The organism is Shimia sp. NS0008-38b (assembly GCF_040370365.1).
Lineage (GTDB): Bacteria > Pseudomonadota > Alphaproteobacteria > Rhodobacterales > Rhodobacteraceae > Shimia.
Genome location: NZ_BAABWQ010000001.1, coordinates 957,496 through 976,254 on the forward strand (window position 1 = coordinate 957,496; position 18,759 = coordinate 976,254).

Below are 18,759 nucleotides of genomic sequence, written 5' to 3' on the forward strand. Positions count from 1 at the left end.
GATGCGTGGCTTCGGAGAGGAGTGAACGATGGCGGCGTTTGAAAACCTCCACGATGTCGGCCTGGTTCTCGCCGGATATCTGCGCCGCAACCTTACCCCAGCTCTGGCGGATATTCTGGCGGCACCTCCCATAGAAAATGCCTCCAGCACAGCCGAGGCGATGCGGGTATCTCTTATGTGGGTGACACCGCAGCCCACACATCGCAACGACCCATGGGTGACCAACACTGAGGGGCTGGACCAACCTCCCCCTGTCACCCTCAGCGGATTTTTCCTGATCACCGCCTATGGCACGACAGACACCGGTGAGCCAAGCTCAGCAATCAACCGCCTTGGTCAGGCCATCCAGGTTTTTGAAACAGGTCCTATTCTGTCGTTGCCCCTATCCGATGATCCTGCGACCCCCGGGATTGACCCAACTCCCGGCACAGGTGACATGACCGTCGTGTTTGTGCCCAGCGCGGCCGATTTGATGGAAAAAATCTATACGCCGCTGCAAATGCGACATCGGCCTTGGGCGCTATTTGAGGTTGGGCCAATTCAGCTCCAACGCCTGACCGAAGCACGCCCGGGCCCAGACATCGTGCAACCCGGCGGTGTGCGTCTAGCGAACGTTGCCCCCAGCGCGCCGCCCCGCATTTTGCGCGCCCTGCCAGACTCCGTACGTGCGGGCGGACGTGTGATGTTGGAAACGGTTGAGGCGGGAAACACGCAATCCCTGCGCATCGGCCCACGCGAATTCACGTTTACGGATGCTCCAGCTGCACCCAATGAAATCTCCCGCCCTGACCCTGATGGGCGGGTCTGGATCACTTTGGACACAACGGATATGGCAGGTGATTTTGACGCGGTCCTGCGTGGCGCTCAGCTCGGTTCTGACCCCGAACCGCTTACCATTGATCCTGCAAACACTCCGGGTCTGGATGCACCGCGTGCAGCTTATTCCCTTGGAAACCCACTGACCCTCACAGGCGGAAATCTCACAGCAGCAGAGCGTGTGTTTTTCTGGCCTGAGGCCGGAATACGCGGCCCAGACGAGGTGATAGATTTGCCCCCCACGGCGGTGACTCCCAACAGCGTCCTAATGGCGCCGCTCACAATGAATGCGGCGGGACTTCGGACCGTAACATATCGCGTCAGCTTGAGGATGGCGACGGGGCTATTCACCCCATTTGTGCTGCTGGAGGTCACGCCATGACACAGGCGGAGACCCGTATGGATTGGATGCGACAAGCGGTCCTTCTTGCCGCGCAGTGTCTGGTTCGATTGCCACCCGACCAGCCGGTGCAAACCCGTGCGCCACATGCTCAGGACCACACCGTATGGAAATCCCTAAGCATGACCCGTCCAGCCGGAACGCTTGCAGAATGGTTGCTCGCAAGCATCATGGCTGCGGAACGCCATCCCGATGCCGCAGCGGCTTTTTCCATTCTCGCGGAAGATGAACGGCTAATTTTGCCAACCCCTGCCAGCTTTGCACAGATTGCGGCCGCGGGTTTGGAGGCGTCGTTTGATGATGCACTTCAAGTCGCGCTCGGCGACAGCCCTTTGCATGCGGCAGGATTGATTGAAACCATTGACCCTGCCGGGTCTGCACGTCCTTTGACCCAACAGGGAATGCGTTTACACGGCGGCCATGCCAGCGTGATGTTTGGCGCAAAAATCCCCACACATCCGTTGGATCTGGAACCCTGCCCAAATGCGATCCTGTCGCCACGCGCCGCGCTCGCTGCAAGCCGATTGATGTGCCAAAGCGGCGCGGTATGGATCCGGGCCACCTCACGTCGCTTGGCTCGACAATTTGCATTAGACGTCGCGGGCACCTTGTCTTGTGATGCGGCATTCTTACGTGCCCGCGACACTGACGCGCCTGATTTACCTACCCATGACGCCCTCAACGTAATCGACCTGTTTGACGTGTCCTCTGTGCCCGCAATGCCACCACGCGGCGGTGCTGGATTTGCCGTGATTGCGCCCATGCGTTTGGAGCATCCCGGCTTTGCCGCTGTCGATGCACCTGCACTGGACAGCCGTGACTTAGCCACGCTGTGGGCCACGTTGTACCTGCCAGAAGCAGATCGCAGCGCCTTGGCACTGCGTTTTCATCTGACCGTGTCTGAATTGCGGGCGGCCCAACGCGAAGCTGAAGTGTTGATGTCCATCCGCCAACCTGCCAATGGCGTGCCCACGCCCCCACCTGATGCCACAGTGATCGCCGCCGCCATTCTCAAGGATGGGGCGCGGCGCATGGGGCCGTCTGTGACCAAAGTCGAAAGTGATGTGACACTGGACGATCTGGTCTGCACACCCTCCATGCGCGCGCAACTGGATGACGCCGTGAACTGGCACCGCCACGGTCAACGCGTCTGGTCACAAATGGGATTGAGCCGTGACAGCGCAGATGCCCGCGGCCTGTCCCTTCTCTTCTCCGGCCCTCCGGGAGGTGGCAAAACCTTTGCAGCCCGCTGTTTGGCCAATGAGCTTGAGCTCAACCTCTACCGCATTGATCTCAGCCAAGTGGTGTCCAAATACATCGGCGAGACCGAAAAAGCCCTCTCACGCGTGTTTGACGAGGCGGAGGCCGGCCACGGCATCCTATTCTTTGACGAAGCAGACGCGATCTTTGGCAAGCGCTCAGAGGTCAAAGACGCCCACGACCGTTATGCCAACATCGAGGTCGGCTTTCTGCTGCAACGGATGGAGACCTTTGACGGGGTCATGATCCTCGCCACCAACCTGCGCTCAAATCTTGACCCTGCATTCTTGCGCCGTATCCGTTTTGTGGTCGACTTCCCAATGCCAAGCCGCGCAGAACGGCGAACTCTGTGGGACCGGAATCTCCCGTCAAAGGACTGGCGCGCCACGGGGTTGGATCTCGAAGACCTTGCTGATCGGTTTCGCCTATCGGGTGGCAACATCCGCAACGCAGCGGTGGCAGCGGCACATCTGGCCGCAGCGCAAAACAGCGTATTGGGCCATGACCATTTGGCCCGTGCACTGGTCCGAGAGTTGGAAAAGTCCGGCCTACCTCGCGGCGCAAAAGATCTTGGCCCTTTTGCAGATCACTTGGAGGGACCCGCATGACGCTTGAGCTGGTCATAGATATCGGACAGGTGCGTATCGACGCGATTGGCGGGTCTGAAGACGCCCGACGGTTTGAGGAGACACTGCGCAGAGGACTCGAAAATCTGGCAGAAAAGCTCGCCTCCTCCCTCTTTGCCCGCAATCCCGAGGCAACTGCGTTGGTCATCGAAACGATGCAGATCGACGATCTAAACCGCGATGACTGGGTGGGAGATCGTGGGGCTGTGCGCATAGCGGAGTGCCTCTTTGACGCGATTTCGACGGGAGGTGCACAGAGATGACAAACGACACCATCTCCTTCCAACAAGGTGCCTTGGCGGTGTTTGATCAGGATGCAAGTGGTGGAGAAACTGGTGCAATCTCACGGTTTATCCCCTTCCGCTTCAATCCCGAAGACCTCAACCGCGAGCTCAGCGTTGAACAAGCCCAGGGCCAGGGCCAGGGCGCACAACCAGGCGGCGGTGGTTCAGACGGGGGATCTGCAGATCAAGGTGCAGATGCAGATAGTGGCAGCCTGAAAGAAGCCTTTGCCATTAACCTAAAGTTTGATCTGGCGTATCGAGAAGAACGAGCCAGCGGCAACATGCCCGTGAAATATGGCATTCTGCCAGAAATTTCCGCTCTAGAAGACCTGCTCCATCCGGTCGAAAGCGAGACTGACCAACCCTCCGATGGTTCCGAACCGACCCGCGCGCGCGGCCGCCGCCCATTGGTGCTGTTTGTTTGGGGTGAGCGGCGTGTCGTGCCTGTGAAAATCGTTGGCATGTCGATCAACGAGCAGTTTTTCAACGGCCAACTTTATCCCACACGCGCCGAAATCGATGTGTCTTTTGAAGCGCTTGGAGAGGGGGATGCGCGTGACAACACCCGCGTGTCTTCGTCTTTGAAATTCACGGCTGACAACCGACGAAAGATGGCCCGCATCTATCTGGATACCACCGCCTCGCAAGGGGCCAACATCAATCTGCCAAGCTGAGGACCCCATGCCGATCACCCGCAAAAGTCGATATGTGAATAGCGCCCGCGTGTCATGGACACGCTCCGATGGCTCACAAGTGGAGCTGATCGGTCTGACGCCGCGCCCGCCGCGCACCTCGGTGTTCACCACCACTGCCACCGATAGCGACCGGCTTGATACGTTGGCGTCACGGTACTACCGCGATCCCAAAAAACTGTGGAAAATCGCCGACGCCAGCGACCAAATCGACCCATTTGATGCGATCGCCCCCGGCACCACTATTGACATTCCACCTGACAAGTAGAGAGACCTCATGGCCACAGGACGCATAGCATTGTATCGCGACGACGTCGCCATTGAAGGGGCACTGCTCGCGCGCTTGACCGAGCTTGAACTGCGCCAAGGTGACGATGCGGTCGGCATGCTGCGCATGCGGTTTGCCTTGGCGCAGGGTACCGACGGAACTTACCCATTGCTGGACGGCACATCCTTCGAGCCCGGGGTCGCTTTGTCTCTGTCCTTGGCAGCCCCCGGCGGCAGCGACCAGCGAGTCTTTACGGGATATCTGGCCCATATCCGCCCGCATTTCGAAACCATTGAGGCCAATTCTTACGTAGATGTCATCGCCCATGATCCTGCACTTCTTCTGGATGCAGAGGAGCGTGTGGCCAGCTATCCCGACTCCGCAGATTCCGATGTCGCGCAAGACATATTGGCGCGTTATGGTATCGCAATAGACACCGAGGTGACCTCCGCCCTCTCTGCCGAAGATGACCAATTGCTGCTCCAACGCGGCACCGACTGGCGGTTCCTGCTCAGCCTTGCGACGCGTAATGGATTTGCGGTCTATTTCACCGTTGATCCTAATGACGGCACAGCAAAGTGTATTTTTGGTCCGCCGGATTTAGACGCCCCCCCGCAGGCTGATCTGACCATCCTGAGAGAAAATGCAAATCTCACATGGATCGACTTTCAAGTTACCCACACCCACCCGGCCAAACGCATTGCGGCGGCAATCAACACCCATCAAAAACGGTTGGTCCGCGTTGATGCAGATACCGAAGTGCCGGTTCTGGGTGAAAGCCTTTTTGCACATTCTGCTGCGGATGGATTGGCCCGTGCTGCCTCTGTCACGCCTCAACGTTTCCTGCGCGGTGCAGTGCCTCGAGATACAGCCCTGAACGCACACGCACGTGGACAAATGGCTGCGGACAGCTTTGCCATTGAAGCGCGCGGGGAATTGGATCCCGGCCTGTACCGCAATCTATTGCGCCCTCATCAACCAGTTTTAATCAAAGGCGTCGGCGACCGCTTATCTGGCACCTACTATGTCCGTTCTGTACGCACCTGCATGACCGAAGGTGAGCTGAGCCAAACGTTTGTGGCGGTGACCAATGCACTTGGGCGTTCCGGTGACGAACAATTTGGACAGTCTGCGGAAGAGGAGCCATCAACATGACGCTTGATGACCTAACCCGCGCTTTTCACGACTTGGTGGAAACCAAGTTTTTCGGTAAATACCCCGGCGTTGTAATGGATGTGGACGACCCTTCCGAAATCGGGCGCCTGCGCGCCAAAGTGCCCGAAGTGCTTGGGGAAGACATCGAAAGTGGTTGGGCAATGCCCGCAGCTCCTATCGGCGGTGGGCGCAATCATGGCTTTTTCGCTTTGCCACAAATCGGCGACACGGTTTGGGTCGAGTTCCAAGCTGGCGACATCTCACGCCCGATTTGGTCAGGTGCGTTTTGGGGTGCACCCAGCGCGGGCAATGGACAAGACGATCTTGGAAGCGCAAGCGGCTCTGAGGCGCCAGAGGCCCCCGATAAGGCCGCTGGGCCGGGCCAGAACGTGTGGCGCACCGCAACCGGTCACATAATTTCTATGGATGACGATGGCGGCGTAGTGGTCCTGGCCGAAGCCGCCGGTGCCGAAATCCGCATCACCGCCCAAGGAGACATCACCTTGACTGCCAGCAAGATCAAGCTGGGTGACAAAGCTGGCCAAAAGCTCGTGCTGGGCGATGCCTTTATGCAGCTCTTTAACGCACACACCCACCCCACCGGCGTGGGACCATCTGGTCCCCCCGTGCAACCCATGACCACGCAGCACCTCAGCCGCGTGTCAAAGACGGAGTGAGCGCGCCATGTTGAACCCCATGCCACTCACCCAGTCCCTATTGGCAGATTGGCTGAAAGATGAAAACGGCCCGCACCCTGCCAGTGTGTCCGAAAGCGCTGATGTCTTCAGCCGGATCATCTCCGACTGGTATGCCAGTGCCGCGGCGGGGCCCTTCCCTGTTGCTACGGCGCAGGCCAATAGTGGTGTGCTCACCAATCTGGCCTCAGGTGCGCTGATGGTCGGAAACCCTACCGCAGCAGGGGCCCTGCTGGCAACGGGCACAATGGTCTACATGACGGGTCAAGCCTTCGGTCCGGGCGTCTCCGCGCCACCCATCGCCCATCCTCTTGCGGTTGGGATATTTGGCACCGCTTTTACCGAGCTCGACCTCGATCGCGAGGCGCGCGCCGCAATGATGGCGACGGCGGTCTTTGCCATGGCCATCACCTCAATTGTCACCTTTCCCGGACCGCCATTCACGGCGCCGGTGTTGTAGAGGATCTGCTCATGGATCGTTTTATCGCCTCACCTGTTGCCCTCGGTCCCCAATTGGCGCGCATGGATGTTGCTCAACAGCAAGAGGGCATCGCTGAAATTTCAGACCCCGACCTCCATCTGCGTAATAAAATAATGGCGATCTTGTTCACCGCTCCGGGAGAACGTGTGATGCGCCCATCTTTTGGCGCCGGACTAAATCGCTCGGTCTTTGAGAGCCTGTCTCCTTTGGCCCGTCCAGCACTGGAATACCGCATTCGCGAAAGCCTGAACCGAGATCTAGGCTCCGAAGCCATTCTGGAAGATGTTGATGTTACCTTTGATGGGGCTGAAGGCGCTGTGCTGATCGCGATTGATTACATGCGTCGATCAGATCGAACCCAAAACAGGCTGGAGATTGTGCTGTGAGTGGTCAGGGCACATATGGCCTGGTCTGGGACCAAGCCGAAATTGTTCCTGGCGGCTGGCAGGGTATCGAGGCGCTGAACTTCAGCGATCCCACCCCGGCGGGCCTCGCAGCGGAGCTGACCATCGCTTTGGCAAAAGTCTCTGATGGTCTCACACCCGGTGACATTCAGATTGAGGGACCCGACAGCATAGACTTGCAGTTTTCGGCGACGGTTTCGGACGGTGATATGGTTGTTCTGGTACACTTTCCGGAGCCCCTTGGTGGACGGCTACCGCGTGGCCGCCATAGGGTGCGGCTGAACACTGGAGGCAATGACCCGCTGCATCCGTTCTTCTCTTCGGGGCATTTTGATTTCTATATCGACTGTCCCGCCGGCGATTGTCGCTCTTCCGACATTCAGGCTGCGCGCGCCGAAATGCCCGAACCGGCGATTGATTTGACCACCAAAGACTACACAGGCTTTTTGCAGGTTGCACAAAATTGGGTCAAAGCCACCGACCCCAATTGGTCAGACCTATCCGCCGCCTCCATCGAGAGCACATTGATCGAAACGCTCGCACATCACGCCGAACTTTTGTCTCTGCATCAGGACCGGGTGGTGCAAGAGGCCTTTGTGGACACGGCGCGCGAACGGATCTCTTTGACAAGACACGCCAGTTTTCTGGGGCTCGATCTTGATCAAGGTGCCACGGCAACCACACTTGTTGCATTGGATGTCGCCGTTTCCGGGTATCTTCCCCAAGGCACACCAATCAACCGACGCGAGGATGGCGGCCGCGTGACATCTCGCTTTGAAACCAGTGCGCAGGTGTTTCTTGACCCCCTATGGAACGCGGGTTTGACCGATCCGACAGATGGCACCGGTTTGATGGCAGCGGCATGGCCCGGTGCAACCGACGCCATCTTGCCGGTGGGAACCTGCAATCTGTTGATCCTTGGATGGGACCGCGGCCTCGTGGCCGGACAGCGCGTCGCTTTGGTGCAAGGCGCGCGCATACATGTCGCACATCTAAGCCAAGTACGTGAAATCGAAGCCCCCGGATGGGCGGGTGACCCCTCCGACGCTTTGGGCACGGGCTTGACCCAACTCACAGAGTTGCACTGGACCAATCCAACTGCACAAGAATTCGCACCGTGGTCTGATGCCTCGGGATTACCGATGCTCATTACAGCAAATCTGGTGACTGCGCAGCATGGCGAGACCCGCATAGCAACCCACCCACACACCCAAACCACCATTGGGTTTGGCACTGGTCGCCAAGACCTTGTGACCGCCAGCGATGGTATCACGGGTCAATTGATGCTGCGCGCTCTACGCACACCTGAGGGTGATGTTTTGACCGATGCAAGCATGTCACCGCGCCCCTCAATTTCGGTGACCTTGGCAGGCGAGATCTATGGCTGGCAGCCCAATCTGCGCAGCTCCGCTGGCTTTGACCGGCATTTCACCACCGAACGAGACAACGATGGGTCCATTTGGATCTTATTTGGTGATGGGGTGCGTGGGCGTGCTGTACCGTTGCCAGACGGGCAGATGTTGCCAAATGAGACACTCGAGGTGCGTTACCGACGTGGAGACCCGGCCGCAGGCAACATCGGAGCGTTTGCACTTAACGCGGTGGGGCAGTTTCCTGCCGGTGACACGCGCAACGCTGACGTCGCAGGCTTAGCTGTGATTTCCGCAACCAATATCACCCCTGCGACTGGAGGGCGACGTCCAGTGTCGCTTGAACTGGCACGACAGAAAATTCCTGAGAGCATCCGGCACCCTGCACTGGAGCGCTGTGTGACCCCAGACGACTACCGCCGGGCAGCCGAAATGGTGCCCGGCGTGGCACAAGCAGCAGCCAAGCCATTGGGTGGAATTTTTAATACCATTGCTTTGCTTGTTGCCCCTGACAAGGGGGACACCCTTACAAATGACCTGGCGCAATCGGTGTGGCACCACCTTGACAATCTACGTATGGCAGGCCGCGAACACATCGTACGACCACCCAACTATGTCCCTCTGGATATAGCGCTCTTGCTCTGTCCCGCAGGCACCGCCAGCGCTGCGCAAATCCGCGATCAAGCGCGACGCGCTTTGCTACCAGGCACATCTGCAAACCCCGGCTTCTTTCACCGCTCGCGCATCAGTTTTGGCGCAGAGGTCCGTTTGGCTGACATTCTGGCTGAAATTCATCGCCAACCCGCCATTGGTGCCGTGCGCGCTCTTGCGTTCCGGCCTCTACTGGATGCAGGCAGCGACCTTGTGCGCCGCGTGATCCGACTAACCTCCACAGAAATCGCGCAATTTTCAGGAGAAGAGGGCCGCCCGGATCGTGGGCGTCTTACCCTTCGAGTCGCAGGCATTGACCCCCCAGCGCCACCCGATGCCTTTGTGATTGGCGGACCTGCGCCAGAGCCGACCATGGGGGGTGCCTCATGAGCCGACCACCAATCGTCCGCAAAACACCTTCCCCGCGAGGCATCAATAACGATCAGAACCAAACGACTTATTTTGGCCTCAGGTTTGCTGATCTTGTCGCTTTGGCAGAGGACTTGGCACAAGATCCCGCAGGCGTGAAAGTTCCCGGCAGTTCTCATCGACTGGCCGCAGGCATTGTAGAGCTACCCGGCAAAGACCGAGGCCTCGCCCGAACTCTTATCGAAATCCCAGCAATCCTCGCGCATATTTTAGGTGAGCATCAAAGCCACTACGCTGCTGAGGCCTTTGTAGGAACGGCCACCCAACCCAACAGCCTGATCCGCCATGCCCGCAAACTGGCTTATGTGCCGGACCAAGGCGTCGCCGCAACTGGGTTGGCGGTATTTGACGTAAAGGAAGGCCTAGCAGGGGATGTGCCAGCGCTCTTTGCCCTGCAATCTGAGCCCAAAGGCGCAATCAAGTCACAAACCTATGAAACCCTAAAAGACATTCATGTTCAGGCCCAATGGAATGCCATTCTGCCCGCCGCCGCGCGTGTCCCGACACCTGTCACATTTATCGACAATCTGGTCACTCTGCCACTGCTCACACCATCTGGGTTGGATATTGGCGACATTGTGCTTTTGCAAGGCCAGGGTAAATCCGCCGTCTGCGAAGTCAGCGGCGACGCCCCCGGACTATTAGAACTGCGCCGCCTCTCTCAGGGAGCGGAAAGCGCTGACCCTTGGCCGGCGTTTTCACCCTCTGATCCCTATGTTGTGTTGGCGCAACCAGATTTAGAAACCCGAATGTTCGGGCACTCTGCTGATCCGCTTGCGTTTCCACCAGCAGAACTTTCAGACCCTGGCTCCTATTTCGCCCCGACCACCGTAAGCACTATCACGCATGGCTACACGGTCAGCGGCATAAGCTCTGGAAGCTACTCCGCAGGCAGTTCTTTACTGTTGGCCGAAACCACCCCTCCAATTGCTGCAGGTGCTGAGATCGCATTGGTGCGCGCCAGCAGTGCCACACCGCTCCGCGTTGCACAGGCCCGCGAAGCCGCAGTGAGTTTCCGGCGCGGTGAATTGATCGCGATTCCGCAACCTTCGCCTGCACCTACTGGGTTTCCACAAAATCAATTGGCGGAACGCTCCATCAGCGTCCGTTCGACTTTACTGGATGTCACAAATGTAGACGGCACTGCCCAAGACTGGCCCGCCCTGCCCCTTGATGGGGTGATCTACGCAGGTTGGGCTCGCCGCATTGTGATTGCCCCAAGCCAAGCCAATCCTGCCAACCTGACAGCAACGGTAGCACTGGCCGCTGATCTATCGGACATGCCCCCCGGCCGCGCCGTTATTGTTGAGCGCCTGTCAGATAGCTTTGCCGCGAGCGCCACAATTACACGTATAGAACCGCTTGGCACCAACTGGGAGGTTACGCTCAGCTTTGATGCAGAAGTCACCGCGTCCAGCTTTGTTTTAGGCGACGTTCACATCCGCGCCAACGCCGCCCGGGTCAGCCATGGCGAAAGCAAATCCGAGGTTCTAGGCGCGTCTGACGGCGTCACACCTCACCAGTCCTTTACCTTAAAATCCGCAGATGTAACCCGTATCGCGAGTGCTGAGGGCAGCACTCTTGCGCTATCGCTGAGGGTGAACGGCGTATTGTGGGACCCTGTGACTGATTTCCACGCCTCCGCGCCTGAAGACCGGCTCTATCGCACAGAAGCCGACGCCGATGGCCATGTATCCGCACACTTCGGCGGCGAAAACCGCGGAGCGGTGCCCCCGTCAGGCACGCGCAATATTACGGCTGACTACCGCGTTGGGCTGGGCCGCATTGGGGATGCCGAAGCGGGCCGCCTGACCCGGATCAAAAAGGCCTCGCCGATTTTACAAGCAGTGTCCAACCCTCTGCCGCTTGCAGGCGGTACAGACCGCGCTGCGGTAGATGATATGCGACGGCAAGCGACCAAACCAATCTTGACCTTTGATCGAGCGGTCTCCCTTCAGGACTACGCAGACCTTGCGCTCCTGTTTCCCGGCATCGCCCGTGCAGCGGCACGTTGGTTGGATCGCGGCGCAATCGAGCTGATCGCGGCATCAGCCGACGGCGCGCCACCTGCGGATCCGACCGCCTTACGCGCATTTTTGGACGCCCGGCGCGACACCGAAATTCCACTGGTCCTGCTCACACCGCAAGCGATCGATATTGCGCTAAATCTGCGCATCGAACGCAACCGAACCTGGCTGGCTGATGCCGTGCGGCTGGATGCCACCGCAGCCTTGTTGGATAGCGAAACGCAGAACCCTGGCATGTTCACTTTTGCAGGTCGGGCGTTTTCCGCTCCGCAATCGCTTTCAGGCCTATATGCCCGCCTGCTCGATCTTGACGGCGTAACAGGAGTAGAAGCCAACCGCTTTGCCATTCTACCTGACATCGGTGTCGCCGATATTTTGCATGCAACAGATCGGCAATGGCTGCGATTGACCCCAAGCAACCTGGTGATCGACGTGGTTGAACCAGGCGCGCTGATCCCCGAATTTCAGGTAGGTGTGTGATGAACGGATATCCTTATGACCCCGACCGTTTGGCGCGCACTGCGCAGCTGTTATATGATGCCCTGCCCGCCCACCTGAAAGCCAACGATGCAAAGGCCGCAGGTGCCGTGCCCTCAGGCCCACAAGACTTACGAACGTTGGTGGACATACTCGCCGCACCATTGGCGGCCCTGCGACAAAGCCTTGAAGAAATGCACGGCGACCTTTTCGTCGACACAGCCGGTGACTCGATTTTGCCCCTGCTCGCCGACAGCATCGGTTTACAACTGGTGTTTGGCTCAGCGGAGGCAAACCGCCGCGATCTGGCGGGATCGGTTGGTCTGCGCCGTCGCAAAGGCACACCCGCAATGCTAGAAGAGTTGGCGCGCACCCTGTCAGACCGGCTTGTGTCAAGCAACGAAGGCTGGAAGCTGGTGCAAATCAGTCAGGACCTCAATATTCTGCGTTTAACGCGCACCACGCCAGATCTGCGCCCGCCCTCCGTTGCAGAACGCATAAGCGGTCCTCTGGAAAACCTCGCCAAAACCGTCGATCCACGCCTCATATCGGCGCGATCCGGACGGGTACATGCCCGCCAAATGGCACACTGGCTCCACCTATCTCAGTTTTTCCCGCTGCGCGGTGCAAGCCCGCATCAAATGCCCGATGGCACAGCGGATCTGCGCTTTTCCTTTGATGCCGAAAATGCATGGCGCGCGCTGCGTTGTCGGGCCACCGGCGCTGAGGATGATCTGCGAACTGACCGAGTGCCCGAACTGATTTTTGCGCAAGACCCCGGTGAATGGTTTGACCGTGAAGGACGGTTTTCTGTGCGGATCGCCAACCTGCCCGCTGCCACCGCGCCAAAGCCCGTGATACGCGCGGCACGCGGTTTGCCTGCCAGCGATGGCATGCTCACAACCAGCCCCACGCTTGAGGTGATTGACTATAACGGCGCACGGACCTCTGGTCCTGTTGAGATTGCCCTCATGGCAGTGCCAGTGGTGGGAGCGATGCCTGATCCGACCTCTGCCGTTCTGCGCGGTGCCATCGAAATGGACATCACCGGCCAAATCAACAGCCTGCCTGCAGCCGCCGCAACGCCAGCAGACGCGATCCCAATGTTGCGCCTGTCCACCACTGGCGGCGCAGCCAGCAGGTTTTTTGCCGGAGCTGTCCTGCGCTTGAGCGGTGGATTGATGCGCGCGCGCCACCCCAGTCCGGTTCCTGATTTAGCACAGGAAGGCTACCTAAACGGCAGTTTATACGTGACTATCCCGCCGATGCGGATGACCGACACATGTTGGTTCTACATCGGAGCCGACGGTGCGCTGCACAACGCTGCAGCGTCAGGCGGTACTGGAATTGACCTGCCTCTAAACGGTAACGCTCTGCCGGAGCGTTCAGTTTCCACGTCACCTGTGGGTCCTGTGTGGCCTCAAGCACAGGCCACCGCTGATCGCACTCCCTTCGCCACGCCGCTGATGGCACCAGCTGCAGCCCCTGTACATCTACATGGCGGACAGGCCTTGCACCCTTCGGGCAACTCCTTGCTCCCCGTCGGAGACACCAATGCACTTGTCTTTGCGCTCTCCTACGCAGCACTTGGTCGTCAATTCCATCCGATGGTGCGACTGGTCTGGACCGGCGGCGACCCATCTAGTGCCACATGGGAACCACTCGAAGACTCCGCTGATGTTGCTGCTGACCTACATTCTCGCCTAGCAACTTTGGCCAGCGTGGTCGAAACGGCGCCGGCTGATCTCGCACTCGCCATCCGATTTGAAAGCCAACGGCCGAACGCCCGCCTGTCTCCTGCGGAACTATCCTTTACCGGGCACGATGGTCGCGCAGTTTTGATTCACACGCCCGAGTTTCGCGCCGATGACACCGACATGGCGTGGCCTCGCGGCCCCGGGCCAATCTCCGCCCATTCCGTGGCGGTTCAGGTTGGGCGCGATGGGTCTACATGGACCGCAGGCACCAATCTGCTGCGCCGCAAATCGTTGGGCCAAGCAACGCCACTGTCAGATCCCATGGCAATGCAGCGACGTGTTGTGCGCTGGCGCAAGCTGTGCCCCTGGCAAAATGAAACTCTTGTGGATGTGCTCGATCCCACGCCACCCAGCCAATTGCATCTGGACCCCGAGTTCGGGTTGTTTGCTCTGGCCGCCAGTGAGCCTCCACAATCATATCCACCGGGGCCCACGCCTTTGCCCGCATCTATCAGTGTTGACATGCAAACCGGGGCCACCATGCCCATCGGCGCGCTACCGATTGATCACGATCGCGCATTGGGCCGCGCGCCTGAAGCGCCAACGCGCCTTGTGTCAGCCTCCGGCCATCTGGGACCAACTTCCGATCCATCAGGCACCGGGCAGACCTTGCACCCCACGTTAGCAGATGCACTGGCGGCCATTGCTGTTGATCCGAACCCCAGGGAGGTGATCGAACTCAGCGACAGCCGGTTTTATCCCGCAGAGACGCTGACTTGGCCTGATGGTCCCGAAAGTTTGGTTGTGCGGGCTGCGCGCGACACGCAGCCTGTGGTGGAAATCGCAGGCTCAGCACCGGGCGCCGCCGCCTATCAGCATTTGGATCTGACTGGTCTGGCCCTGACATCGACTGCGGCTCTGACGTTGGATCTTCCCGCAGCTCAAACCTGCGAACTAAACCACGTTACTATTCGGCGTAGCGATTTGACGCTCGCGATGCGTTTCAACGAAGACACCGGCGTTGAGGCCTTAACTGTCGTACGTTCAATTTTGGGACCGTTAACACTGCTGGACCCCGGACAGGTCCGCCTAATCGACAGCATATTAGACGCAGGCGCAGATGGCGGCGCCGATGCGCTTTTGGCCTCCAACGCAGACTTGACCATGGACCGCTGCACTGTGTTGGGGTCGGTGCGGGCACAGCAAGTGGATATATCCGACAGCATCCTAAGACACCCAGTGTTTGTCGGGGAGCGATTTGAAGGCTGTATTCGCTATTCGTTCCTCGCCCCCGGTGGCCAAACACCACGTAAACACCGCGTCATGCGCCGCCCCTTCCCACGCTTCGTCACTTTTGACCGACGCGATCCCGCTTACCTGCGTCTAACGCGCGACACCGAGGCCGCAATCCTGACAGGCGCATCTGACGGCGGCGAAGTTGGAGCCTTTAATTTTGCCCGCATCGCCGAAATCGAACGGGCCGTTTTGCAACGGCTTTCTGAACACACCCCCGCAGGTCTTCGCACAGGAATGATCCGCAAGAACTGAGCAAACAGAAAGGTGGTCTGCCATGAAGGGAGATTTTACCAGAGGCTTTAATCCCGATACCAAGCGCGGCGAACGCTATCGCCGGGTCCTGCTGCAACAAGGCCGAGCGCTGCTGGATTCAGATATGACCGCTCTCAGCGACGCCATTGAGGGTAGCTTGCGCCAAAACCTTGCAATGACGGCCTGCCATGCGGGTTCTCCAGATCTGGGTCTGCTGATCACACCGGGACGACTGCTGGCGCAGTTCGACAGCACCTTAGGAAACCCGGTAGACAGCAATGGCGGTGCAGTCGCAGTGCGCGACTATGCCCGCAAATACTTGAACCGCTTACCGGGTCTGCGCATGGGGACAACCGGAACAGTGACCGTGCATCTGGCTGAGCCGCTTGCTGCACCAACGGACATTCGAATCTGGGCGCACGCCGACAACGGCGGGGCCAGTCCCAGTGTGAATGGCACTGTGATCTCCGTGCCCTCCGGACCTGAGTATCACCCTGTCGATGTCTCGGCATCCGGCGCTGAACTGGTATTCGAAGTGGATCCAGCCGCGCGCATCTGGGTCGCAATGATTGAAACACGCGCAGAGGCCGGCACCACCCCACTGATGCACAGCCATTCTGGCGCATACGAGATCGAGGGGCTGGCCTTTGACACCACTGGTGGCGCATGGCCATTGCTGGCCGATCCAGCAGGCGCCGCCCTTCAGACACAGGCGATCAGCCCGGCGGATACGCGCCTTATTGCCTACGTCGAAGTGTGGGAACGTCACATCACTGCGCTTGAAGATCCCGGCATTCTCGAAACCGCGCTTGGTGGCGATCTGGACACCACAACCCGCAGCGAAGTTCAATATCAGGTCAAACTCGCAGAAGTCTCGGGGGTTGTGGCAGACAACATGGCTGATGCTTTCGCCCAACACCTGCTGCCTAATGGCACCGTCACCTTGGGCGTGGCCACTGAGACCATTACCGCTGATCCCTGCGATCTGCCCGTACCGGGAGGCTACACCGGTCCGGAAAACCGGCTCTACCGGTTGGAAGTGCATGGAACAGGTGCAGGTGGTGCAACTCTGTTCAAATGGTCCCGCGAAAACGGCTCGGAACTGTTTGCGGCAGCCTTCCTCGACACATTGGTAGTCCCTGCCCCTGCCGCAGCGCTGATGGTGCAGGCTGACAGCGATCTGCGCGACGGCGATCTCGTCGAACTCTTGAGCGACGCCATTGATCTGGGGGATGCAGCGCCAGCCACGCTTACACCTGCTGGTTTCACCCGGCCACAACGGGCTGTTGGTCGGTTGCTTCGCCTGTCCGGCGGGGATGAAATCACCGGGTCCAACCGCGTATTTGATCTCTTGGACCCTATTGATGAAACCCCCGTGGTCGACGTGGACAGCGGCCGCTTTGGCGAGCAGGGTTTGAAACTGCGGCGTTGGTCCGGGCTGATCCTACACACGGCCGATCAGGTCTTTGAACTGGAGCAAGGCATCGAAGCCGATATAGCCGGAAGCTTTGAACCCGGCGACTGGTGGCAATACGAAGCCCGCGTGAGTGCCTCCAACGCCAATGGTCCAACCCGACCTGCGCCCCATGGACCCGAGCGGCTGTTTGCACCATTGGCCTTGCTGCGCCAAACACCCGCCGCAGAGCCGATGCTGTTGGAGCGCTGGTTTGACAGCCGCTTCCCGCGCCTCTGTCATATTGAGGCGGATGACGTCTCTTATGACGGCGACCGCGTCGGATCGGAGTCTGACACCGTACAAGAAGCGATCGATGAGCTGTTTGAGCGCGAATCTGACGCTGGCTGCGGAGAGATCCCGGTGCCCGAGGGAGGCGACATCCGCGACATCATCGACGCCATTCCTGATGGTGGGGATGCCAAGATTTGTCTGGGACCGGGAACGCGCCCCGTGCCATCAGTCATTCAAGTGTTCAACAAAGGACACGTCACTATCACAGGTATCGGGCTCGGCTCACTGCTGGAAGCCAACCGGCGCGTGTTTCATTTCCAAAATTGCAATGCAGTCACGCTTGTAGATTTTTCAGCGCGTGCCACAAACGGTGGCGGCCACATCATCCAAATTGACGACTGTGCCGCAGTTGATATCCAACGCCTCAACATCCAGTCTTCAACCGAGGCCTCGCACGGCAACGCCGCCATCAGGCTGCAGGCCAACGATGATCGGACCATCCGACGCGCTCGCATTCGTGACTGTCGCATCGCACTGGGATTTAACGACACCGCTGTTCTGGCGATCGGCGTACACGACTTGGCGGTGAGCGATTGTGACATCGAAACCCGTGCTGCGCGGTTTGATCTGCGCGCCCGCGTGGCTGACAATTCCTTTGCCTCTGTGGTTGGACGCGTGTTCCTAAGCCAGCTAAGCTTCAACGTGGACACCAATATTTTTGTTGGGGGATCGCACGTCAGCCTCTCAAATGGAGAGCGCGGGCGGCACACCGTTGCACTGGGTGGCTGGGGACGCGATCCATTGCGATTTTCGACCCATGCCGCCATGACATCCCGCATCTGGGATCAGATCGGCGACGCCAATCCTCCCGGCAACCCCGATGGCGGACAACCAACCATGCGCGCACATGTGCGCCGTATTCGGCGTGAAGTTACGCGCGCCGCGCTGGGATTGTCAGCCGACATCACCCTCCCCACGGCAACGCAGGGTATGGTGAACTTGATGGGCACATCGCTGTTGGCAACCTCAACCTTAGAATATGGCCAAGCAGGCATTGTTGTCTCCGCACCTTTTGGACCCGAAGTGAATGGCGACAGAAATCCAGCCAGCCAGATCACCAACCAGCTGGCACAATCGGTGCGCATCAACGGCAACCGCATTTCAGGTTTCCATCAAGGCGTGCGCATCGGCGGCGACCAACACGTCGATGGGCTCGACACCCGGAGAACTTTTTTCCGCGACGTCGAGGTTGACGGCAACCGGATTGATCTGCGCATCCCGATGTACGCCCGTGCGCGCTGGGGCATCATGGTGGGCAGCTCCATAAACGTCGCGGTGCGCAACAACCGAGTCAGCAACCTGTATGACGGCCCCATGGACGACATCCCCAACCCCTTGTCTCCCACAGATGGAATCCGTGTGTGGGGGGTGTTTGGCGACTTTGTCCAGATCGAACGCAACGCCTGTTTTGGAACCACTCACGGCGTTCGTTTCCGCGCATTGAACCCGCAACCAGACCCTGCGCGTGCGGTCTGGAAAGTCTCCGATGTCTTTGGCGACGCAGCCATGCCTACCAACGCACTGTCTGGGTCTTCTGGCAGTGCGGAAATTATCGAAATTAACCCGTAACGGAGGGAGTTTTGCCCCGAATCGCTTTGGAAACGGCCAGCCTTGTGTTAGGATTGCATGTGCACGTCCATAGCAACGGTACGCGGTCTCGCGACTTTAGCGATAGTGACGTGAACTTATGGTTCACAGGGTTCAAATCCCTGCAAAACAAGGGAAAGCGCTG

13 protein-coding genes are annotated in these 18,759 nt (G+C 59.0%); all 13 read left to right on the plus strand.

Annotated features, from left to right (window positions below):
• The first annotated feature begins 28 nt into the window (after positions 1-28).
• The 13 genes from ABWV47_RS04680 to ABWV47_RS04740 are packed head-to-tail and all read left to right on the plus strand — an operon-like array spanning position 29 to position 18,596.
• On the plus strand, positions 29-1,198 hold the full coding sequence (locus ABWV47_RS04680) for a Pvc16 family protein (RefSeq protein ID WP_353308838.1): 1,170 nt from the start codon (positions 29-31) through the stop codon (positions 1,196-1,198).
• Complete coding sequence (locus ABWV47_RS04685; RefSeq protein WP_353308841.1) at positions 1,195-3,084, plus strand: ATP-binding protein; 1,890 nt, start codon at positions 1,195-1,197, stop codon at positions 3,082-3,084. Before ABWV47_RS04680 ends, ABWV47_RS04685 begins: the two co-directional genes overlap by 4 nt.
• Positions 3,081-3,365: a hypothetical protein gene (locus ABWV47_RS04690; protein ID WP_353308844.1), complete on the plus strand. Its 285-nt coding sequence runs from the start codon at positions 3,081-3,083 to the stop codon at positions 3,363-3,365. Before ABWV47_RS04685 ends, ABWV47_RS04690 begins: the two co-directional genes overlap by 4 nt.
• Positions 3,362-4,060, plus strand: a complete 699-nt coding sequence (locus ABWV47_RS04695; protein WP_353308846.1) for a hypothetical protein — start codon at positions 3,362-3,364, stop codon at positions 4,058-4,060. Before ABWV47_RS04690 ends, ABWV47_RS04695 begins: the two co-directional genes overlap by 4 nt.
• A 7-nt stretch (positions 4,061-4,067) precedes the next feature.
• Positions 4,068-4,346, plus strand: coding sequence for a LysM peptidoglycan-binding domain-containing protein (locus ABWV47_RS04700; RefSeq protein ID WP_353308849.1), 279 nt, complete (start codon positions 4,068-4,070; stop codon positions 4,344-4,346).
• A gap of 9 nt (positions 4,347-4,355) precedes the next feature.
• Complete coding sequence (locus ABWV47_RS04705; protein WP_353308851.1) at positions 4,356-5,501, plus strand: hypothetical protein; 1,146 nt, start codon at positions 4,356-4,358, stop codon at positions 5,499-5,501.
• Entirely contained in the window at positions 5,498-6,178 is a 681-nt protein-coding gene (locus ABWV47_RS04710) for a phage baseplate assembly protein V (protein WP_353308853.1), read from the plus strand. The genes ABWV47_RS04705 and ABWV47_RS04710 overlap by 4 nt, the downstream gene beginning before the upstream one ends.
• A gap of 7 nt (positions 6,179-6,185) precedes the next feature.
• Positions 6,186-6,656 carry a hypothetical protein gene (locus ABWV47_RS04715; protein ID WP_353308855.1) on the plus strand — a complete coding sequence of 157 codons (471 nt, stop codon included), beginning with the start codon at positions 6,186-6,188 and terminating at the stop codon, positions 6,654-6,656.
• A gap of 11 nt (positions 6,657-6,667) precedes the next feature.
• Positions 6,668-7,063 (plus strand): GPW/gp25 family protein, encoded by a 396-nt coding sequence (locus tag ABWV47_RS04720; RefSeq protein ID WP_353308857.1) that lies wholly within the window; start codon positions 6,668-6,670, stop codon positions 7,061-7,063.
• On the plus strand, positions 7,060-9,492 hold the full coding sequence (locus tag ABWV47_RS04725) for a baseplate J/gp47 family protein (RefSeq protein ID WP_353308859.1): 2,433 nt from the start codon (positions 7,060-7,062) through the stop codon (positions 9,490-9,492). Before ABWV47_RS04720 ends, ABWV47_RS04725 begins: the two co-directional genes overlap by 4 nt.
• Positions 9,489-12,038 carry a baseplate J/gp47 family protein gene (locus ABWV47_RS04730; protein WP_353308861.1) on the plus strand — a complete coding sequence of 850 codons (2,550 nt, stop codon included), beginning with the start codon at positions 9,489-9,491 and terminating at the stop codon, positions 12,036-12,038. Before ABWV47_RS04725 ends, ABWV47_RS04730 begins: the two co-directional genes overlap by 4 nt.
• Positions 12,038-15,280 carry a hypothetical protein gene (locus tag ABWV47_RS04735; RefSeq protein WP_353308863.1) on the plus strand — a complete coding sequence of 1,081 codons (3,243 nt, stop codon included), beginning with the start codon at positions 12,038-12,040 and terminating at the stop codon, positions 15,278-15,280. Before ABWV47_RS04730 ends, ABWV47_RS04735 begins: the two co-directional genes overlap by 1 nt.
• Positions 15,281-15,302: 22 nt before the next feature.
• Complete coding sequence (locus tag ABWV47_RS04740) at positions 15,303-18,596, plus strand: DUF6519 domain-containing protein (protein WP_353308866.1); 3,294 nt, start codon at positions 15,303-15,305, stop codon at positions 18,594-18,596.
• The last annotated feature ends 163 nt before the right edge of the window (positions 18,597-18,759 follow it).